Origin of the sequence: Bacillus sp. FJAT-47783, assembly GCF_022808615.1 — a bacterium.
In the GTDB taxonomy this organism is placed as follows: domain Bacteria; phylum Bacillota; class Bacilli; order Bacillales; family Aeribacillaceae; genus Bacillus_BZ.
Window position 1 is genome coordinate 382,898 of the sequence record NZ_JAKZKS010000001.1, and the last position, 22,251, is coordinate 405,148.

The 22,251-nt window shown below is 38.5% G+C and carries 17 protein-coding genes and 1 riboswitch; of the genes, 4 read left to right on the plus strand and 13 right to left on the minus strand.

Features of this window, described 5'->3' with window-relative positions; translation table 11 throughout:
- Positions 1 to 8 precede the first annotated feature (8 nt).
- Entirely contained in the window at positions 9 to 4,568 is a 4,560-nt protein-coding gene (gene gltB, locus MLD65_RS01980; protein ID WP_243290168.1) for a glutamate synthase large subunit, read from the minus strand.
- 133 nt (positions 4,569 to 4,701) lie between these two features.
- Here gltB and gltC point away from each other — a divergent pair, with 133 nt between their 5' ends.
- The 3 genes from gltC (at position 4,702) to MLD65_RS01995 (ending at position 8,319) form a co-directional block, all read left to right on the plus strand.
- Positions 4,702 to 5,604: a glutamate biosynthesis transcriptional regulator GltC gene (gene gltC, locus MLD65_RS01985; RefSeq protein WP_243290169.1), complete on the plus strand. Its 903-nt coding sequence runs from the start codon at positions 4,702 to 4,704 to the stop codon at positions 5,602 to 5,604.
- Positions 5,605 to 5,798: 194 nt separating this feature from the next.
- Positions 5,799 to 5,990: riboswitch (cobalamin riboswitch) on the plus strand.
- 150 nt (positions 5,991 to 6,140) lie between these two features.
- On the plus strand, positions 6,141 to 7,247 hold the full coding sequence (locus tag MLD65_RS01990; protein ID WP_481748482.1) for a FecCD family ABC transporter permease: 1,107 nt from the start codon (positions 6,141 to 6,143) through the stop codon (positions 7,245 to 7,247).
- 85 nt (positions 7,248 to 7,332) lie between these two features.
- Entirely contained in the window at positions 7,333 to 8,319 is a 987-nt protein-coding gene (locus MLD65_RS01995; RefSeq protein ID WP_243290170.1) for an ABC transporter substrate-binding protein, read from the plus strand.
- Between the two features lie 73 nt (positions 8,320 to 8,392).
- Here MLD65_RS01995 and MLD65_RS02000 read toward each other — a convergent pair whose 3' ends face one another.
- The 3 genes from MLD65_RS02000 to mce all read right to left on the minus strand — a co-directional run bounded on the left by MLD65_RS02000 (position 8,393) and on the right by mce (position 11,628).
- Positions 8,393 to 9,514, minus strand: a complete 1,122-nt coding sequence (locus MLD65_RS02000) for a tripeptidase T (protein WP_243290171.1) — start codon at positions 9,512 to 9,514, stop codon at positions 8,393 to 8,395.
- A gap of 151 nt (positions 9,515 to 9,665) precedes the next feature.
- Complete coding sequence (locus MLD65_RS02005) at positions 9,666 to 11,216, minus strand: acyl-CoA carboxylase subunit beta (RefSeq protein WP_243290172.1); 1,551 nt, start codon at positions 11,214 to 11,216, stop codon at positions 9,666 to 9,668.
- Positions 11,209 to 11,628, minus strand: coding sequence for a methylmalonyl-CoA epimerase (gene mce, locus MLD65_RS02010; RefSeq protein WP_243290173.1), 420 nt, complete (start codon positions 11,626 to 11,628; stop codon positions 11,209 to 11,211). Before mce ends, MLD65_RS02005 begins: the two co-directional genes overlap by 8 nt.
- 276 nt (positions 11,629 to 11,904) lie before the next feature.
- Between mce and prli42 the strand changes: the two genes are divergently transcribed.
- Positions 11,905 to 11,997 carry a stressosome-associated protein Prli42 gene (gene prli42, locus MLD65_RS02015; RefSeq protein WP_243290174.1) on the plus strand — a complete coding sequence of 31 codons (93 nt, stop codon included), beginning with the start codon at positions 11,905 to 11,907 and terminating at the stop codon, positions 11,995 to 11,997.
- A 53-nt stretch (positions 11,998 to 12,050) separates the two neighbouring features.
- Here prli42 and MLD65_RS02020 read toward each other — a convergent pair whose 3' ends face one another.
- From MLD65_RS02020 to MLD65_RS02060, 9 genes are all read right to left on the minus strand, one after another.
- Positions 12,051 to 12,557 carry a L,D-transpeptidase gene (locus MLD65_RS02020; protein WP_243290175.1) on the minus strand — a complete coding sequence of 169 codons (507 nt, stop codon included), beginning with the start codon at positions 12,555 to 12,557 and terminating at the stop codon, positions 12,051 to 12,053.
- Between the two features lie 36 nt (positions 12,558 to 12,593).
- The gene (locus MLD65_RS02025) at positions 12,594 to 13,565 is read right to left on the minus strand and encodes an aromatic acid exporter family protein (RefSeq protein ID WP_243290176.1); all 972 of its coding nucleotides are present in this window, start codon (positions 13,563 to 13,565) and stop codon (positions 12,594 to 12,596) included.
- Positions 13,566 to 13,748: 183 nt separating this feature from the next.
- Positions 13,749 to 14,471 carry an amino acid ABC transporter ATP-binding protein gene (locus MLD65_RS02030; RefSeq protein ID WP_243290177.1) on the minus strand — a complete coding sequence of 241 codons (723 nt, stop codon included), beginning with the start codon at positions 14,469 to 14,471 and terminating at the stop codon, positions 13,749 to 13,751.
- Positions 14,464 to 15,123, minus strand: coding sequence for an amino acid ABC transporter permease (locus MLD65_RS02035; protein ID WP_243290178.1), 660 nt, complete (start codon positions 15,121 to 15,123; stop codon positions 14,464 to 14,466). Before MLD65_RS02035 ends, MLD65_RS02030 begins: the two co-directional genes overlap by 8 nt.
- An 85-nt stretch (positions 15,124 to 15,208) precedes the next feature.
- Entirely contained in the window at positions 15,209 to 15,988 is a 780-nt protein-coding gene (locus tag MLD65_RS02040; protein ID WP_243290179.1) for a transporter substrate-binding domain-containing protein, read from the minus strand.
- Between the two features lie 281 nt (positions 15,989 to 16,269).
- Positions 16,270 to 16,707, minus strand: a complete 438-nt coding sequence (locus tag MLD65_RS02045; RefSeq protein ID WP_243290180.1) for a BrxA/BrxB family bacilliredoxin — start codon at positions 16,705 to 16,707, stop codon at positions 16,270 to 16,272.
- Between the two features lie 74 nt (positions 16,708 to 16,781).
- Complete coding sequence (gene meaB, locus MLD65_RS02050) at positions 16,782 to 17,786, minus strand: methylmalonyl Co-A mutase-associated GTPase MeaB (RefSeq protein WP_243290181.1); 1,005 nt, start codon at positions 17,784 to 17,786, stop codon at positions 16,782 to 16,784.
- A complete protein-coding gene (gene scpA / locus MLD65_RS02055; protein WP_243290182.1) occupies positions 17,786 to 19,939 on the minus strand; it encodes a methylmalonyl-CoA mutase in 2,154 nt (717 codons plus the stop codon). The genes meaB and scpA overlap by 1 nt, the downstream gene beginning before the upstream one ends.
- Positions 19,936 to 21,837, minus strand: a complete 1,902-nt coding sequence (locus tag MLD65_RS02060) for a methylmalonyl-CoA mutase family protein (RefSeq protein ID WP_243290183.1) — start codon at positions 21,835 to 21,837, stop codon at positions 19,936 to 19,938. The genes scpA and MLD65_RS02060 overlap by 4 nt, the downstream gene beginning before the upstream one ends.
- Between the last annotated feature and the right edge of the window lie 414 nt (positions 21,838 to 22,251).

Consider the following 22,251-nt stretch of genomic DNA (forward strand, 5'->3'; position numbering starts at 1 on the left):
CTCCCTCCTTATTTTGCTACTACTTCTAATTGGTCATTTACTATTTTTCGTTTGACCTTTTTCGCACTTGACTCAAACGCTGCTAAAGCTGCTTCTTCATTTGATAAGCCTAATTGCTTATGTTGTTCAATAGCTGTAAGCATTTCCTTATAATCACTCGGAATGACCTTAATAAATTTTTGAATAAATTGATCCCAATTTGCTAATATGTTAGCGGCCTTTGGGCTATGTGTATATTGATAATGTTTTTGAATCATCGTTTTTACTTCTTGTTGTTCATCTAGGTCGATGAGCTGTTCAAACTGAACCATTTCCTTGTTACATGATTGCTTGAATTGTTCCTCATCGTCTGTAAATACGTAGGCAACTCCACCAGACATACCTGCTGCAAAATTTTTCCCGACAGGTCCAAGGATTGCTACGCGACCACCTGTCATATATTCTAAACCGTGATCTCCGACTCCTTCGACAACGGCTTTTACGCCGCTGTTACGCACACAAAATCTTTCTCCCGCACGACCTTGAATATACGCTTCTCCAGCTGTTGCTCCGTAAAAAGCAACGTTTCCAATGATGACATTTTCCCCAGATGTGAATGAAACTTCTTTCGGATTTTTCACGATAATTTTCCCGCCTGACAGCCCTTTACCAACATAGTCATTTGCATCTCCAATTAAATTTAACGTCATTCCTCTCGGTACAAATGCCCCGAAGCTTTGTCCTGCAGATCCATTAAAATGAAGCTTAATCGTATCCTCTTCTAGCCCTTCTTCACCATATCTCTTCGTTACTTCACTCCCAGCAATGGTTCCTACGACACGATGAATATTCGTAATCGTAAACGATTCTTCCACTTGTCGTTTGTGATGTAACGCCGGTTGAATAACCGGGAGAATTTTTTTCACATCAAATGATTGGTTGATTTTATGATCTTGAGCCGTTTGGAACGTGCGTGGTCCTTCGACTTGATGAAGTAAACGTGACAAATCTAAATGCTTTGCTTTCCAGTGATTTGTTGCTCGTTCACTAACTTGTAACACATCCGTACGGCCGACCATTTCTTCAATCGTTTTAAATCCTAATTGCGCCATGATTTCACGTACTTCTTGTGCGATAAACAGCATGAAGTTAACAACATGCTCTGGGTCACCCATAAACTTTTTGCGAAGTTCTGGATTTTGTGTCGCAACGCCAACCGGACACGTATCAAGATGACAAGCGCGCATCATAATACAACCTAAAACGACGAGAGGTGCTGTTGCAAAACCGAATTCTTCTGCCCCTAACAACGCAGCTTTTACGACATCAAGCCCTGTCATGAGCTTGCCATCTGTTTCTAATACGACACGGTTACGCAAACCATTTAGCATTAACGTTTGATGTGTTTCTGCTAACCCGAGCTCCCAAGGTAAACCTGCATGTTTAATACTCGTTTTCGGAGAAGCACCTGTTCCTCCATCAAATCCGCTAACGACAATGACATCCGCACACCCTTTTGCAACACCAGCTGCAATCGTTCCTACGCCGGATTTGGAGACGAGCTTTACACTAATGCGGGCATTACGGTTTGCATTTTTTAAATCGTGAATTAATTGAGCTAAGTCTTCTATCGAGTAAATATCGTGATGAGGAGGTGGGGAAATAAGCCCTACGCCCGGTGTAGATCCACGAACCTTCGCTACCCACGGATACACTTTTTTACCAGGTAGTTGACCACCTTCTCCTGGCTTGGCACCTTGAGCCATTTTAATTTGTAATTCATCCGCATTCACTAAATAATGGCTTGTAACACCGAACCTTCCTGATGCAATTTGTTTAATGGCACTTCTTCGAAAATCTCCATTTTCATCTGGTGTGTAGCGATCTGGATCTTCGCCACCTTCCCCGCTGTTGCTTTTCGCCCCAAGTCGGTTCATCGCAATAGCCAATGCTTCATGAGCCTCTTGACTTAAAGCACCAAAGGACATCGCACCTGTTTTAAATCGTTTCACAATGGATTCAACCGACTCAACTTCCTCAATCGGAACAGGCTTTAAATCCGATTTGAAGTCAAATAAATTTCGCAAAAATGTCATTCGTTCTTCATTTGCTAATTTTGAGAAAGTTTTAAATAAGTTGTAGTCATTTTTCCGACATGCCCATTGAAGGGTATGAATCGTTTTCGGATTAAACGCATGGTGCTCACCATTTTTTCGCCATTGAAGTTCACTTCCTGTATCTAACGATGGATGTTCTCCATTTTGTCGGAATGCTGCTTGATGACGAAGTATTGCTTCTTTTGCAATGACATTTAACGAAATTCCACTAAGTTGTGATGGAGTCCCCGTGAAATACTTCTCAATGACTTCTTCTCCAATACCAATCGCTTCAAAAATTTGTGCACCGCGATAGCTTTGAATCGTTGATATCCCCATTTTAGACATTACTTTCACAACCCCATCAGTTGCAGCTTTTAAATATTTATTCACGGCATCAGCAGATGAAATATTTAAAGCTTGAGAATCAACGACATGTTGGATTGTTTCAATTGTTAAATAAGGGTTTACCGCATCGACACCAAACCCAATTAATGATGCAAAATGGTGAACTTCGCGAACTTCTCCGGACTCAACAATGATGCTAACCTTCGTTCTCGTACCTTGACGAACTAAATATTGATGAAGAGCACTTCCCGCTAATAAAGATGGGATCGCCACATGATGTTGATCGACACCGCGATCGGATAAAATAAGAATGACAGCACCATTTTCAATCGCTTGATCTGCATCAATGAATAATTGGTTTAGTGCTTCTTCAAGATTGTCTTGAAATAAAATCGGAATCGTAACTGTACGAAACTCCGGATATGGATTATGCTTAATTTTTGCTAGCTCTCCATTTGAAAGAAACGGTGACACTAGCTGAATCCGGCGACATGCTTGAGCAGTCGGATGAAGAATGTTTCCTTCTTTTCCAAGAAGCGTGGTCGTAGATGTTACAAGTTTTTCACGAATGGCATCGATTGGAGGGTTCGTTACTTGAGCAAACACTTGTTTAAAGTAGTTGAACAAGCTTTGCGGACGGTCGGATAAAACAGCTAACGGTGTATCCTTGCCCATCGAACCGATCGGATCTTTCCCTTCTTCCACCATTGCAATAATGGTCTTCGAAACATCTTCATACGTATAACCAAACGCCTTTTGAATCGTTAAAAGATCGTCGACTTTCTCATTTTCATTTTGCAAAGGAAGTTCGTCTAATGAGATCATCTCTTCGGAAACCCATTTTTGATATGGCTTTTCCTTTGCCATACTTTCCTTCATTTCTTGATCCGAAATAATGCGTCCCTCTTCCAAATCGATCAGCAACATTTTCCCAGGGCTTAGACGATCTTTATAAAGGACATCTTGTGGATCAACGTCAACGACACCAACTTCTGATGAAAAAATAATGTAATCATCTTTTGTGACATAGTATCGTGCCGGACGAAGTCCATTTCGGTCTAAAATCGCGCCAATTTGCTTTCCATCTGTAAATGAAATCGCCGTTGGTCCATCCCAAGGCTCCATTAACGCACTATGATATTGGTAAAAGGCTTTTTTCTCGTCATCCATCTCCACTTCTGACCAAGGTTCAGGAATTAGCATCATCGCCGCATGTGCAGGCTTTCTACCTGCCAATACAAAAAATTCAAACGCATTGTCTAAAATCGATGAGTCACTACCATTCATATCTAAAATTGGCGTCACTTTCGCCAAATCTTCGCCAAAAATTTCGGATGTAAATTGCTGTTCTCGCGCCCTCATCCAGTTGACATTCCCTTTTAATGTGTTAATTTCACCATTGTGAATGATGTAACGGTTCGGATGAGCACGCTCCCAGCTCGGGAACGTATTTGTACTAAAACGTGAATGAACAAGTGCAAAAGCAGATGTAAATTTTTCATCTTGTAAATCTACATAATATTGATCAAGTTGCTCTGGTGTAAGTAACCCTTTATAAACAATCGTCCGACTTGAGAAGCTTGCGAAATATAAATAGCTGTTCTCGCCAACTTTATTCTCCACTTGTTTACGAATGATATATAGCTTTCGCTCAAATTGTAATTCTTCTGTTACGTCATCATTTGCCGCAACAAAAATTTGGCGAATAAACGGTTGACTTTCGCTCGAAAGTTTTCCGAGTTTTCTGACATTTACCGGTACAGTACGCCACCCTAGTACCATTTGCCCTTCTTGATGAACGATTTCCTCAATCATTTGTTCAAGCTTTAAACGTTCCTCTTTTTCTTGTGGAAGAAATATCATTCCAACACCGTATCGACCTTTATCTGGAACTTGAAATTCGGTACATGTATACTGAAAATATTCGTGCGGAATTTGTACCATAATACCCGCGCCATCACCTGTTTCTGGATCACTTCCTTGTCCGCCGCGATGCTCTAATTGACATAACATATGAAGTCCTTTTTTCACGATATCGTGTGTAGGTTTTCCTTTTAAATGCGCATATAAACCGATTCCACAAGCATCGTGCTCAAATTCAGGACGGTAGAGACCTTGTGCTTCAGGTAGTCCGTTGTATTTCATATATCCTCTCCCCCATTCCTTTTATCCGTTGTGTATTTATTTATAATTGTACTTTCTAAAAATAATATAAACAATATATAATTTAGATTAAAACTATCTCAATTTGAGAACAATTGATTTTAGGGAGGTTGAAATGGAACTTCGTCAATTGCGTTATTTCGTTGAAGTAGCAAAAAGAGAACACGTCTCAGAAGCAGCAGAAGAGCTTCATGTTGCACAATCAGCCATTAGTAGACAAATTTCTAATTTAGAAGCAGAACTTGGGGTTGAACTTTTTATAAGGGAAGGTCGAAATGTCAAGTTAACACAAATAGGAAAGCATTTTTTACCACATGTAGAGACAGCCCTGAAGGCGATCGATTTTGCAAAACAACAAATTGATGAGTATTTAGACCCTGAAAGAGGGACGATTAAAATTGGCTTTCCAACTAGCTTAGCAAGTCATACACTTCCAACCATTATTTCTGCTTTTAAAGCGCAACATCCAAATGTATCATTCCATTTAAGACAAGGGTCTTATCGATTTTTAATTGAATCGGTGAAGAATCGAGACATCGACTTAGCCTTCTTAGGTCCAGTTCCTTCTGATGACAATGAAATAAAAGGAAATATTTTATTTACAGAAACTTTTTCGGCTTTATTACCAGCAAATCATCGACTTGCAGGCAGACAAAGTATTGACTTGAATGAGCTTCGAAACGAATCGTTTATCATGTTTCCAAAAGGATTTGTGCTTAGAAACATCGCTGTTGATGCATGTAAACAAGCTGGGTTTGCTCCTGATATTTCTTCCGAAGGTGAAGATTTAGACGCCATAAAAGGATTAGTATCAGCAGGTATTGGGGTTACATTACTACCGGAGAGTACGTTTTATGAAACAATGCCACGTTTTACTGTGAAGATCCCAATACAGATTCCTCATGTAAAACGGAATGTTGGCATTATTATTTCAAAAAACCGAGAACTCACACCATCAGAAAAAGTGTTTTATCATTTTGCAAAAGACTTTTTCTCCGTTCTGGAGCGCTATCAATAACTAACTTATTGTCGAAAGCAAACTTGGAAAGTAAACTTTACGTTCCATTTTTCTTAAATATCGTACAAATCAACCAAGTTTCTTATAGTGAATGTTCTGATAATGCTGCAATATTCGATTTTCATTTTTCAACAAAATTAAAAAACATTTGATAAAAAATTAAAAATATACTAAAATGTTGAAATGATAACAATTCCATAGTTGTATCATTAGGTGCCTTTGTAAGACAAAGGGTAACAGGGAATCGGGTGCAAATCCCGAGCGGTCCCGCCACTGTAACCATGTGAGTCCTCTTTACTTTATGTCACTGGATGTACGATATCTGGGAAGACGAAAGAGTACGATGATCTGGAAGCCAGGAGACCTACCTAATGTGAAGCACCAAACATGCCTTCGCGGAAAAGGAGTGGTGTACGAGGATTAAGAAGATTCGTTACCTTTTTGATCACGTCGTTAAATCGGTACTCGTAACCCTATTCATCGTGAATGAATGGGGTTTTTAGTTTTTATAGAAAATTTTTTAGGGGGAACATCGTGTGGGAGAGTTGCTTCACGATCGTAGCATACAAAAAGTAGAGTCTAGAGATGAACAAAGTCAACTACCTGAGCGAAAGCGAACGCATCAATTACTTATTTTCGTATTGTTTAGTGGATTATTATTATCGATTACATTTGCTGTTACACTTGGACCTGTTAAAATATCGCCCTTTACGGTGTGGAAAATTGCTTTATCACACCTTCCAGTAATTGGATACTCCATTCAAACCAATTGGACGAGCGCACACGAAAAAATTATATGGGATATTCGCTTACCCCGCGTCTTACTCGGAGCTGTGGTAGGTGCTGGGTTATCCATTGCAGGAGTCGTCATTCAAGCATTAGTTCGGAACTCACTTGCTGACCCATATATACTTGGTATTTCATCTGGTGCATCTGTTACCGCAACACTCGTTATTTTGTTTGGTGCCTTATCTATTTTTGGTCAATACGCATTAGCATTTGGTGCTTTTATTGGTGCGCTATCATCGATTGTCCTCGTTTTGCTACTAGCTCGAGTACGAGGAACACTCCAAACAACCCGACTTCTTTTAGCTGGGGTTGCCGTATCCATCATTTTGTCCGCTGTTACGAACTTTATCGTCACCCTAGCTCCGAAGGACTCTGGTATACGTGAAGCGATGTTTTGGATGATGGGGAGCTTATCTGGTGCAAAATGGGAGTATTTAACGATTCCAAGCATTGTCTTGTTAATCGGCCTTGTATATTTAATGTTTCAATCCAGTTCATTAAATATTTTATTGATGGGAGAAGAATTTGCCACATCACTCGGTATGAACATCGATATGTTCCAAAAAAAACTCATTATTGTCACATCTCTTATTACAGGTACAGTTGTATCCGTTAGTGGTTCTATTGGTTTTGTCGGCTTAGTTGTCCCGCATATATCGCGGCTATTAGTCGGTTCAGATCATCGACAAGTACTTCCTGTTAGTATATTGATAGGAATGATTCTTGTTATTTGGTCTGACGTACTCGCTCGACTAATTCTTGCTCCGCAAGAAATTCCGATTGGCGTGGTGACAGCATTATGTGGTGGCCCTTTTTTCATTTGGCTATTACGACGTAGTACATATTCATTTTAATTGAATAACTAATATGTTTATGAACGCTCACATGCCCTTTTGCCTGTTCCTACATTAGCAATTGAAATAAGGAGATTGATTGTAAATGAAAGTAAACCGTCTATTATCATTATCAATTTGGTTCGTTGTCATATTGGTATTAACAGCTTGCAACAGTTCAACATCAGCTCCAGACACAAAGGAAAAAGACACAAGCAATTCCAAAGAAGTGGTCATTGAAAATATGGGTCAGACCATTACGTTTACAGAACCTCCAAAACGTGCTGTTACGTTAAATCAACATGCAACTGAAATTATGCTGGCTTTAGAATTACAAGACTCTATGGTAGGAACAGCCTTTTTAGATGATGAAATTTTACCAACCTATCAAGAAGTATATGAGAACATCCCAGTACTTGCAAAGCAATATCCTTCTAAGGAAATATTTTTAGCATCAGAACCTGATTTTGCTTATGCAGGCTGGAAAAGCGCCTTTACTGAAAAAACATTAGGAACCGTAAAAGAGTTGGAGAAATTAGGGATTAAGACGTACATCCAAGAGTCTTCGAATACTCCAGGGCCAACGTTAGAGGATGTTTATCAAGATATTCAGAACATCGGGCGTATTTTTCAAGTAGAAAAAAAAGCAAATGAAGTCATCAGCAATATGAAACAGGACATTGAAAGCATTACGGAGAAAATTGGTTTTGTACAAACACCACAACATGTGTTTGTATACGATAGCGGTGAAGATTCTCCATTAACAGCAGCCAACAACTATTTGACACATTTAATCCATTTAGCAGGCGGTAAAAACATTTTTGATGACATCGAAAAAGGATGGGCCAATGTCAGCTGGGAAGAAGTTGTGAATCGAAATCCGGATGTGATCGTCATTATTGATTATGGAGATACGACCGTCGAACAGAAAAAAGAGCTACTCCTTTCTAAAAAAGAAATTGCAAATGTTCCCGCCATTAAAAACGAACGCTTTATTATCCTTCCGCTTTCAGCTGGAGCAGAAGGAATTCGTGCACCACAAGCATTACAAACATTAGCAAAAGGCTTGCATCCTGAAAAATTTTCGAAATAAAGTTCAAAAAAAACATATAGAATCACATGAAAAGCACATGCGGTTATGACCCGCATGTGCTTTATGCATCTAATTATTCTCCTGCTACTTCTTGAATGATCGCTACAACCATTTCGCTCGTTTTCACAAGCTCTTCCATTGGCATCTTTTCATTCGTTGTATGGATTTCTTCATAGCCAACAGCTAAGTTCACGGTAGGAATTCCGTGGCCCGCGATGACGTTCGCATCACTTCCACCACCGCTTGTTAACAGTTCACTTTCACGCCCAATTCGTTTCGCCGCTTTTTTGGCTACTTCTACAACTTCATCACCGTCAGCAAATTTAAACCCTGGATACATCACTTCAATATCTACTTCTGCACGTCCGCCCATTTCCTCTGCAGTCGATTCAAAAGCTTCTTTCATTTTTTCGACTTGCTCTTCCATTTTCTTCGGCTCTAATGAACGAGCTTCCGCTAAAATATCAACGCGATCACAAACGATATTCGTTTGTGTTCCCCCTTCGAAGCGCCCAATATTTGCTGTCGTTTCTTCATCGATTCGTCCGAGCGGCATTTTCGCCACCGCTTTTGCCGCAATCGTAATCGCAGATACCCCTTTTTCAGGCGCAACGCCAGCATGGGCTGTTTTACCATGAATGGTAGCTTTTATTTTTGCTTGCGTCGGAGCGGCGACAATGATATTTCCTACTTTTCCATCACTATCAAGGGCATAACCAAATTTTGCTGTCATCATCGACGGATCTAGCACTTTGGCTCCAACAAGGCCGGATTCTTCGCCTACTGTAATAATGAATTCAATCGTTCCGTGTTGAATATTTTGCTCTTTTAACACACGAATAGCTTCAAACATTGCAGCTAAGCCAGCTTTATCATCAGCACCTAAAATTGTTGTTCCATCTGTTACAATATACCCATCTTTAATCGCAGGCTTTACACCTTTCCCCGGAACAACCGTATCCATATGCGAGGTGAAATAAATAGGATCAACGCCAGCTTTTGTCCCTTCTAACGTACAAATTAAATTCCCTGCACCATGACCCGTTTCGGCCATTGTATCGTCTTCAACAACTTTTACACCTAATTGTTCAAATTTTTCTTTTAATACTTTTGCGATTTCTGCTTCGTATTTTGTCTCCGAATCAACTTGAACAAGTTCCATGAATTCTTTTACAAGACGTTCTTGATTAATCATCGTCCAATATCCCTCCATTAAAAGTTTCCTTTAGAGGTTGTTCAAAAAGTACTGATTTAATATGCACCATATTCGTTGGAAAATTCTAAAGAAAAACCGTCTTGATTTTCCTGTAAAGCCTTTTTGAACGATCACCTATATTAGTATAACATTAAAGTGGGATATTGCCGTGTTTTTTATACGGTCTTACTTCTTTTTTCGTTTTTAACATATCGAGAGCTTGTATGATTTTAACCCTCGTCTCTCTTGGGTCAATAACATCATCCACCATACCTCGACTCGCTGCGACATATGGGTTTGCAAATTTACTACGGTACTCTTCAATCTTCTCAGCACGCGTCTGTTCCGGATTTGGACTGTTTTCAATTTCTCTTGCAAAAATGATGTTCGCTGCTCCTTGCGGCCCCATAACGGCAATTTCAGCGTTTGGCCAAGCATATACAATGTCTGCACCAATGGATTTACTATTTAGCGCTACATATGCTCCACCGTATGCTTTTCGTAAAATAACCGTTAATTTTGGAACGTTCGCTTCTGAATACGCATATAAAATTTTCGCCCCATGTCGAATAATGCCACCATGTTCCTGTTTGATTCCAGGGAAAAACCCTGTTACATCTTCAAATGTGATGATTGGAATATTAAAGGAATCACAAAAACGAATGAATCGAGCAGCTTTATCTGAGGAATCAATATCTAGTCCCCCGGCCATATATTTCGGTTGGTTACAAACAAGACCAACGACATCCCCTTTAATACGTGCTAATCCAACAACAATATTTTTTGCGAAATTTTGATGAACTTCAAAAAATGATCCTTCATCGACAACATGTTTGATAACATTTCGGACATCATATGGGCGTAACCCATCAATCGGCACGACATCTGCTAAATCCGGTCGGTCATCATCGTTATCATTGACGAAATAGGAAGGTGGCTTTTCTTCATTGTTTTGCGGCAAATAACTTAATAATTTACGTACTTGGGCGATTACCTCTTCTTCTGATTCACCAGCAAAGTGAGCGTTTCCACTAACGGAACTATGAACGCGTGCTCCACCTAAATCTTCTTGTGAAATTTTCTCACCCGTTACGGTTTCAATGACTTTCGGACCCGTAATAAACATTTGGCTCGTTTTCTCTACCATAAAGACAAAATCAGTAATAGCAGGAGAATAAACAGCGCCACCTGCACAAGGGCCTAAAATGACAGAAATTTGCGGAATAACCCCAGAATAAATGGAATTGCGATAGAAAATATGACCGTATCCGTCAAGTGATAATACTCCTTCTTGAATTCTAGCACCACCTGAATCGTTTAATCCGATGAAAGGGGTTCCATTTTTAGCAGCTAAATCCATAACCGTGGCAATTTTTTTCGCATGCATTTCACCAAGTGCTCCACCAAACACAGTGAAGTCTTGTGAAAATAAATAAATTGGACGTCCATTCACTTTACCATAGCCTGTAACAACGCCATCGCCAGGACCCTTTTTATTTTCCAATCCGAAATCATATGAGCGGTGTTCGATAAACGGATTCAACTCAACGAACGTTCCTTCATCTACTAATAAATCAATTCGTTCCCGTGCCGTTAGTTTCCCTTTATCGTGTTGTTTAGAAATTTTGTCATCTCCACCACCAAGCTCAACATCACGACGTTTATCATAAAGTTCATTTATTTTTTCATACATATCAATCATTGTTTTTACCTCCTCGTTTTTCACATAACTCAAATAAAATTCCTCCTGTAGATTTCGGATGCATAAAAGCAATATCTGCTCCTCCTGCTCCTTTTCGAGGAGATTGGTCAATCATTTGAACCCCTTTTTCTGTTATTTCTTTTATTCTTGCTTCAATATCGGCAACTCCTAAAGCGATATGATGAATGCCTTCCCCGCGTTTTTCTAAAAATTTTGCTATTGGGCTAGTTTCGGTAGTCGGTTGTAATAATTCAATCTTCGTGTTCCCTACATCTAAAAAGGCGACTTTCACTTGTTGTGTTTGTACAATTTCTTCCCCCATCCATTTGCAGCCGAGCTTTTCTGTGTAAAACGGCAATGCTTGTTCAATGTTATGAACCGCGATTCCTATATGGTCTACTTTTTTTACCATTTCAACTTCTCCTTTCTCGACGATTAGAAGAACTAGCCGTCTTCATTCCCTTTGTAAACGGATACAACCTCCTATAAATATTCTACATTTTATTTTAAAATTCCTTCTATTTCGTCAAATTATTTATTAAAAAAATTTTTGTAGAATATATTTACTTATCACTTAAAAAGTGACACTTCATTTAATGAGCGGTTTTATTGCCTCTTAAATTATTACACTTGTCTCTCCCTCATAAAATTTATAAAATAGATGTAGGCTTGGACAGGAGTGATGATGATGTCAAAACGTACTCAAAAAGTCGTTGTTTATTTAATGATTGGAACAATGCTTTTAACAACACTGCTAACCGGTGTTAGTATGTGGTTTTAATATGAAACTAAAAAAAACGGCAGTCCGGTCACTGTCGTTTTTTCGTGGTCTTATTATTGTATAACCCCATATTGTTTCGCAATCGATTCAAACGAATCATCAGTATGAGTGATTAGCACTTGCGTTCCAAGTGGAATTTCCTCAAACAATTTTTCCACTTCTTTGTTTTGCATCCGAACACAGCCATTTGTGACAAATTTTCCGATGGAATCAGGTTGATTTGTTCCATGAATACCGTATATTCTTCCATCTGTTTCAAGAGCATCAATCCCAATCCATCTCGTGCCAAGCGGATTGTCTTTAGACCCACCCGGGATATCTTTTTTCCGATAATAAGGATTTTTCGCTTTCACAACAACCGTAAATTTCCCAACAGGAGTTAAGAACTCGGTTTTTCCAGTCGCAATCGAATAGGTTTGTTGAATGCTTCCTCTGTTAATATACGCAAGTTCATTCGTTTTTTTATTAACGATAATAAATGGATCACCTAATAACGGATTTTGTCCTAATGGCCAAATGGGTGAAAATAATATGATCAAAAATAATAGTGTGCCTTTCATTTGTCTACACCCTTTTTTCAGTTAGTATGGCAGTGACTATTGATTTTTATCATAAGGATACCCTTTATATTGACTTTTAATGATTAAATATTGCTCCATCTCGTTCAAAAAATGAAACAGCGCTGCTCTTGTTTCAAATTCCTCCCTTGTATTCGGTAAAGGCATTTCTTGAAATTGTTTTGATAACAAATGTAGTTTCCGTAAAAATTTTTGCGCTGTATTGCCTGGGTGAATATTTGTTCGTAATTCCTCAATGTACTGGGCAACGATTTCTGCTTGTTCCACATTTGCTGAAATAGATGCAACCGTTGGTAATACCCGTTCTATAATTTCAAATTGTTTTTCCCGCATTTTGAAATAATGGTAGTATATATCTTCATGTCTTAACACTTGGTTTTCCACATTACGAAGTGCGAGTGTCCTTGCTTCTTCTAGTAATTGAGCTGTTTCGGTAATTTCCTTACCATCCCAATCACTATCACCATTTAGTAAAAAGTTAATTATTTCACAAAAGATTTGAGAGAATTTTTGTTCAATCTCATTTCGATAAGCTTCTAATTTTTTTTCTAAACTCGGCATATACACGTTCATGAGTAAGGCAACACCAATTCCAATCAAAATTAATAATAGTTCATTGAGAAATAAATCGAACGTGATTTTGCCTGCTGAATATACATGCAAAATGATGACCGTGCTCGTCACAATTCCTTCTTTCACCTTCAACATAACGGTCGTAGGAATAAACAATAACAACAATAATCCTATGCTAATCGGATGATAGCCGATGATCTCAAAAATCAACGCTGAAAACAAAACGGCGATGGAACAAGCTAAAAATCGAGCCCAAGCACTCTGAATGGAACGCTTCTTCGTAATTTGAATGCAAAGAACCGTAATAATTCCGGCTGATACAAAATGATCTAATTGTAATAATTGGGCAATCCAAATGGCTATCGGTGTCCCTAGCGCCGTCTTAATTGTACGATACCCAATTGCAAACTTCGGCATATTTTCTCTCCTAACTAAAGACGAAGCATTTTCTTTATTCATCGTCACGCTTACTTCTACATGAATATGTTACCGAGAGAACCATTCAATGACAACTATTATTTTCTATTGCATAACCATTCTCAAATTATCTATTTTTTTGTATTTATAAAAAAAGATGATCCATTTCTTTGGATCACCTCGTCATAACATTTTATTTAAAAATTCCTTTGCACGCTCTGATTTCGGATTTGTGAAAAAAGTTTTCGGGTCTGCATCTTCAACAATTTTCCCATCGTCTAAAAAGAGCACACGATCGGCCGCTTCGCGAGCAAATCCCATTTCATGTGTTACAATCACCATCGTCATCCCTGATTTGGCTAAATCTTTCATTACTTCTAACACTTCTTTTACCATTTCCGGGTCTAATGCCGATGTCGGTTCATCAAACAGCATCGCTTTCGGTTCCATTGCAAGGGCACGAGCAATCGCCACACGCTGTTTTTGCCCCCCAGATAAGCGATTTGGATAAGCTTCTGCCTTTTCTTCAAGTCCTACTTTCTTTAATAAGTGGAATGCAAGCTCTTCCGCTTCATTTTTCGCCATACCTTTCACTGTTATCGGTGCATATGTTAAATTTTGCAAAACTGTTTTATGCGGGAACAAATGAAAGTGTTGAAAAACCATGCCTACTTCTTGACGAATATTCAGTTTATCCGTTTTCGGATTCGTTAACTCATGACTCCTAATCCAAATACGCCCATCTGTCGGTTCTTCGAGCAAATTCAAACAACGCAAAAAGGTAGATTTTCCTGAACCAGATGGACCAATGACTGCAACAACGGAACCTTCTTCAATTTCCGTTGAGATTCCTTTTAATACTTCGTTATGACCATACGTTTTATACAAATTATCGACTTTAATCACTTCTTCTCATTCTCCCTTCAATCCATCTACCAATGAAGGTTAAAATTATGACTAATACATAATAGATTGCACCTGCGATGATTAGTGGTTCGATATACCGATACGTATTACCACCAACGATATAGGCACTGCGCATGACATCTTGTACACCTATAATGGTTACAATCGCAGATTCTTTCGTTAATGTAATGAATTCGTTCATGAGTGCAGGTAAAATATTTTTCATTGCTTGCGGAATAATAATATCTTTCATCATTTTATAATAAGGGATACCGAGTGCCATCGCTGCTTCACGCTGTCCTTTGTCCACAGCCATAATGCCAGCGCGAATCACTTCTGACATATAAGCTCCTGAATTTAATGTAAAAGCAAGAACCGCAGCCGGATACGGATCCACTTCGATCCCTGTTAATTGTGGTATACCAAAATAAATTAATATAAGTTGTAATAATAGAGGAGTTCCTCGAAAAACAGACGTATACGCATCTGCAAACCACATGAATAGTTTTAATCGACTAATTTTTAATAACGCTAAAATGAGAGCCCAAATAAATCCAAGTATTGCGGATAACCCGACAATTTTTAACGTAACAGGAATTCCTTCTAAAATAAACGGAATGGAAGGCGCTATTGATGGAAAATCTAAATTCATAGTTACGACACTCCTAATTATTCAATCGTAGAAAGAAAAAGGAAACGTTCAACGTACAGATGAACGTTTCTGGTTAAAAGTTTTTTTATTGTGCATCAAACCATTTGACTAAAATCTCGTCTAACTCACCGCTATCTTTCATTTTTTGTAGCTCTTCATTAAATTTCTCTGTTAATTCGCTGCCCTTTGGAAAAGCGATCGCATACCCATTTTCTTCTGCATTTTCCTCTTCAATGATATACCCTTTTAAGTCTTCGTTTTTCTCAATATACCCATTTGCCACTGCATCTTCAATAATGGCAGCATCAAAGCGGCCTGCTTTCAACTCTTGAATCACTTCAGAAATACGATTGCGATTTTCAACTTTTACATTAATCGTTTCAGCAATTTCATTCGCTTTTTCTTCTTGTACGGAAGCTAATTGAACACCAACTGTTTTTCCTTCTAAATCTTCAACAGATTCAATACCGCTACCTTCTGTCGTTACGATCATGTGTTGGGCAGAATAATAAACATCACTGAAGTCAACACTTTCTTTCCGTTCTTCATTTACAGACATTCCAGCTAAAACAAAATCTAGCTTTTTTGATTGCAAGGCTGGAATTAATCCATTAAAATCCATATCTTGTATTTCAAGCTCGTAGCCTAGCTTTTCAGTAATGGCTTTGGCAATATCTACATCAATTCCAATAATGTCAGAACCTTTTGCTGTATCAATATATTCAAACGGTGCAAAATCCGCAGAAGTTCCCATCACTAATACTTGTTTCTCTTCTGTTCCTTCCCCTTCTGAGGCTGTATCTCCACAAGCTGCTAATACTCCAATCATAACGATCGTCATTACAATAATTAATACCTTTTTCATGTTGTTTTCCTCCTATTAGATTTATTGCATAAAAATAAAACGATATTAATATTTATTCATTTATTTGTATTTTAACACATTTTATCTGGAATGCAATACAAATTTACAAATGACATTTTTTACTTATATCAGCATTTCCAAACTTACTCTAGTAAATAAACCATATTCTTTTATACATTTTTTATTCATTAAAAAGCGCAAAGCACCCCTGAACAGCTAGAGGATTCCATTGATAAAAAATAAAAGACTACTAACAGTTCGTTAGCAGTCTTTTATGAATCTTAAACCTCATCACAATATTGATCAAAAGCACTTTGTAATTTCGCCACGACTGACATTGGGTCATGTCCTTCAATCTCATGGCGCTCAACCATCGTCATGAGCTTCCCATCTTTTAAAAGAGCAAAAGATGGAGAAGACGGTGGATAACCTGTGAAATATGATCTCGCCTTTTCTGTCGCTTCCTTATCTTGTCCAGCGAACACAGTTACTAAATGGTCGGGACGCTTATCGTAATGAATGGAATGAAGAGCAGCTGGGCGAGCAATTCCTCCAGCACATCCACACACAGAATTGATCATCACTAGTGTCGTACCGCTCTTTTTAAACGCTTCTTCTACATCTTCAGGCGTTTTTAATTGCATGTAACCAGCCGCTTCGATTTCTTCACGTGCTTGGCGTACGATGTCATTCATAAAGAGGTTGAAATCCATATTCACGAAACTCTCTCCTTTATGTTCATTTTACTAAACCTATCGTTATCTTACAATGTATCGTATGCATGTGGCAAATGCTAAAGTTTTAATTGTTGTTGAAAGAGACTCACCAACTGTAAAACAGAAGCAGAAACAGCGCGTTTCCCATTCATAATTTCACGCTCAAATTGAGGCACGAGTTCTTTCATTTCAGGATGTTCATAAAATTGCCTTTCAATATGTTCTTTAATCATTTCATGCATCCACTCTAGCTGCTGTTCTTTCCGGCGTTTCGTAAATTGACCGGATTGCTTCGTTTCATGAACAAATTTTTGGATAAGCGACCAAATATGGTCGATTCCTGTTTCTTGTAAACTAGAGGCGGTTACAGCTTTCGTTTGCCATCCTTCTGTATACGATTTTAAAAAGTGAAGCATCATATTAATTTCTTCTTTAGCTTTTTTCGCTTTTTCTACATTATCCCCGTCCGCTTTGTTTACAACGACTAAATCAGGTAATTCCATAATTCCTTTTTTCATCGTTTGCAGCTCATCACCAGCGCCCGTTAAAACGATAAGTAAAAAGAAGTCGACCATGCTTCGAACAACAAATTCACCTTGTCCAACACCGACCGTCTCGACGATAATGACATCATAACCCGCTGCTTCACATAGTAGAATCGTTTCCCTTGTTTTACGGTTTACCCCCCCGAGCGTCCCACCTGACGGGGAAGGGCGAATAAAGGCGAGGTTATTTCGAGAGAGACGTTCCATTCTCGTTTTATCCCCTAATATACTTCCCTTCGATACTTTACTAGATGGGTCAACAGCTAAAACGGCTACTTTTAACCCTTGTTCTGTTAAAAACGTACCGAATGTATCGATAAATGTACTTTTCCCAGCGCCAGGTACACCCGTAATTCCAATTCGAACCGCTTGTTTTTCATACGGGAGTAACGCTTCAATCAGCTGTTGTGCTCGCTCAAAATGACGGCTTGAGTTACTTTCAATAAGTGTAATCGCTTGTGCTAATGTAACACGGTCACCTTTTACAATTCCTTCTACTAGCTCGTCAATCGACTTTTCCTTCCGTTTTTTCATCATTATTGTGGCACTTCCTCATATCCTAACCGTTCATACACTATATCTAAAATGTTCATCGCTGCCCTTGGAATAACGGATCCCGGACCGAAAATAGCATCGGCTCCATTTTCACGTAAAAATTCATAATCTTGTGGCGGAATCACTCCACCTATAATGACAACAATATCTTCACGACCTAGTTTTTTTAGTTCATTCACTAATTCTGGAAGCAATGTTTTATGACCACCTGCTAAAGAGCTCATCCCCACGATGTGAACATCGTTTTCAACAGCTTGGCGAGCAGTTTCTTGAGGTGTCTGGAATAACGGACCGATATCAACATCAAAACCTAAATCTGCATAGGCTGTCGCGACTACCTTTGCTCCACGGTCGTGACCATCTTGACCCATTTTAGCTACTAATATTCGCGGTCTGCGACCCTCTAATTCAAAAAATTCATCTGTTCTTTTCCGAACTTCTTCAATTTCTTGTTCATTCGAATACTCTGAACCGTAAACACCACTAATTGATCGAATAACGGCACGGTGTCTTTTCGATACTTTTTCAATCGCACTTGAAATTTCCCCTAATGTTGCGCGACATCTTGCCGCTTCAACAGAAAGCTCAAGTAAATTTCCTTCGCCAGTACGAGTCGCTTCTGTAATAGCTTCTAATGCTTTTTCTACTTTTTGTTCATCACGTGTTCGCTTTAACTCTTCTAATCGAGCAATTTGCTTTTTACGAACTTCTGTATTGTCGATACTTAAAATATCAATCGCTTCTTCTTCCTCAAGTCTAAATTTATTGACGCCAATTATCGATTCAGCTCCCGAATCAATGCGTGCCTGTCTTCTTGCCGCTGCTTCTTCAATACGCATTTTTGGCAATCCTGTTTCAATTGCTTTCGCCATTCCTCCTAATTGTTCAACTTCATCAATATGCATTTGTGCACGATTTATTAGCTCGTTCGTTAAGGATTCAACATAATAAGAACCTGCCCAAGGATCAATAACGCGGCATATCTCTGTCTCTTCTTGCAAATAAAGCTGCGTATTTCTAGCAATTCGTGCCGAGAAATCAGTTGGCAAAGCAATAGCTTCGTCAAGAGCATTTGTATGAAGGGATTGTGTATGACCCATCGCTGCCGCATGTGCTTCAATACAAGTACGAACGACGTTGTTAAATGGATCTTGCTCTGTTAAACTCCAGCCTGATGTTTGAGAATGGGTTCTTAGAGCTAGAGATTTTGGATTTTTCGGGTCAAAAGATTTCACAATATTCGACCACATATAACGTGCAGCTCGCATTTTGGCAACTTCCATGAAGTAGTTCATACCGATTGCCCAGAAGAAAGATAATCTCGGTGCAAATTGGTCTATGGTTAAGCCTGCTTTTAATCCGGTCCGAATGTATTCAAGACCATCCGCGAGTGTATAAGCAAGCTCTAAATCAGCTGGTGCCCCTGCTTCTTGCATATGATAACCAGAAATACTAATGCTATTAAACTTTGGCATATGTTTTGCCGTATAGGAGAAAATATCTCCAATTATTCGCATCGATGTCTCCGGTGGATAAATATACGTATTCCGAACCATATACTCTTTTAAAATATCATTTTGAATAGTCCCGGATAACTGTTCCTTTTTGACACCTTGCTCTTCAGCTGTAACGATGTAAAACGCCATAACAGGTAACACAGCACCGTTCATCGTCATCGATACAGACATTTTATTTAAAGGAATACCATCAAATAATATTTTCATATCTAAAATTGAATCAATCGCAACACCTGCTTTTCCTACATCACCGACAACACGGGGATGATCAGAATCATAACCACGGTGTGTTGCTAAATCAAAGGCAACAGAAAGCCCTTTTTGACCCATTTCTAAATTTCGACGATAAAACGCATTACTTTCTTCTGCTGTTGAAAAGCCTGCATATTGTCGAATTGTCCACGGACGGCTTGTGTACATCGTCGCATAAGGACCTCTTACATATGGAGGGATACCAGGATATGTGTGAAGGTGGTCAAGAGACTTTGTGTCTTCTTCTGTATACACAGGATGGATACGAATAGATTCATTCGTTAAAAATCCTTCCTCACCATTTACCCTGACTCCATTTTTATCTCCCTGTATTAAAGATATATTGGAAAAGTCAACCTTTCTCATTCTTCATCCACCCCCAACAATTGATGAGCATGCTCAAGTAAATGAAGCACGTTCAATTTGGAATCAATGGCTTTATGTATGTGCCATTTTCCCATCCATTCATTTCCTTCCTTTCCTACCATCCACAAGTTGGCTGATTTTTCGATTAGCCATGAAATATCAGCTTGTTCAATACGTGCATAATCTTCGTTTGTTCCACATAATATAACAATTTGATGATGCTTTATTTCTTGATCTTCTACTGACTGTACTTTTACTTCAATACCGCCTGTAGCGAGTACACCTCGAATGAAATCTAATCTCGGTTTATAATCTTTTAACTGTCCAACCGTCGTGACGGTTACGGAAGGATAAGCACCCGTTTTATTTTTATACATGTCAGCCTTTTCACGTAAACGTTCAAATGGCTCACTTAATCGTCTCGGAGTGAGTGGACGAATATGGCTTTCTTTTGTTGTTTTATGTTCTTTTAATGAAGCGACACTTCCATTTTGTTCTTTCACAATTTGTAAACATGATTGAAAGTTTGCGATCTCGATAAAAGTATTGCTGTCCTCATTTGGAACAGAATGAGTTATTTTTTCTCCTAAGTTCGCATAAATATTCGTGCCAATTAACAACTTATTACGCTTTTCGACATCCGAACGTTTCCATTCATACGTATTTTCGATTTCGTTTTGAATCGTTCCGTCGATAAAGCGTTTTAAAAATCCTCCTGATTTTTCGTAAGTTTGAATATTGTTCCAAACGTTTTCACATATCTCTTTTGTTAGAGTATCAACATAGTACGATCCTCCAGCCGGATCTTGTACTTTATGGAGAAAACTCTCTTCTCTCAATATATAGTGAATATTACGAGCAATTCGATCAGCTAGTTCTGAAGGTTGTCCAGTCAGCTCATCAAAAGGAGAGATTGTTACATAATTTACTCCTCCGATGACGGCCGAAAATGCCTCACTTGTTGTTCGCAACAAGTTCACATGCATATCAAGCTTCGATTTATTCCAGAAAGATGTTTCCGCATGGAGACAAATTTTTTGCGCATGTTCATCTCCTCCATATGCAGAAACGATTGTGGCCCATATTTGTTTTGCCGCTCTAAGCTTGGCTATTTCCATAAAAAAGTCTGAACTTACAGTAAATGAAAATTGCATAGAACGTGCTATATCGTTAATAGAGAAGCCTTTATCAGTAAGCGTTTCCAACAATTCTATAGATTTTAAAAAGGTAAATGACAACTCTTGAATTAAATTAGCACCTGATTCATGGAACTCTCGCCCGCGAAGTAAAGCTAATTTAATATTCATATTGTTCTCTAACGTCCATGTAAGTGAAGAAGCGATATATTCAACGGCATCTTGAAACGTCCGTTCACTAACCCCAAGCTGGACAAGTTCAAAGAATGGATCAATCGCAATCGTTCCTTTTATTTTAGAAAGTGAAATCCCACTTGTTTCACAATAATGAACAAATAAAGGTAAAAACGCACGATTTTTCGTCGCATCAATATAAAATGTGACCTCTTCTACATCGATATTATGAAAAATAGTCTTTAATTGATCCGTATTCTCAATATGATCAACTGAAATGTAGATTGTATTTTGACCTCGTTTGAAGGATTCAACTAGCTTCTTGTTCATTATTTCTGGATCGGTATGATGTAAATATTGGCATACAGACCACCCATCATTTGATTGTGTTGTTCCTCGAACAAACGGTGAGTCACCTGGATAAGTGAAAGATTCTTTTACATCTTCTTGATCATAAAGTGGTTTAACCGTAATTCCTTCATATGTTTTTGAAAAGAGCTTATCAAATGGCTTTCCTTTTAATTGTGATTCCGCTGCTTTTACCCAGTCCTCAAATGTAGCTTCTTGAAATTGCGTATCTCTTGTCATGACCGCGCTTCACTTGGAAGCTTTCCCCCTTTCAATCATAAGCAAATACAACTTTATCCCCTTGCAACTTCCTAAATAAAAAAACTAGCAAAAAAAATTATTTTTTAAAAAACAAAAATATTTAACTATTTTTTATTTTATTACATATTGAGCGGTCGTTCAATGCCTTCTCATCGTAAGATTAAACATAAGAAAAGCGCAAGTGCCTTGTTCATCCAAGACGAAAAGGCGCTTTTTTCCTTTACAGCGTCACGTTTTTGACTCGAAGGGCTAGGGGCTTTCGCTGGACAACGAAGGCCTCATTACCCCTAGTGAATTTTTTCTTACATGACATAAAAAAACAAAACGTATGATATGAATTTTTTTGCAGTAACATGAATGACTTTTTAAAACATAACAACGATATCGTAAATA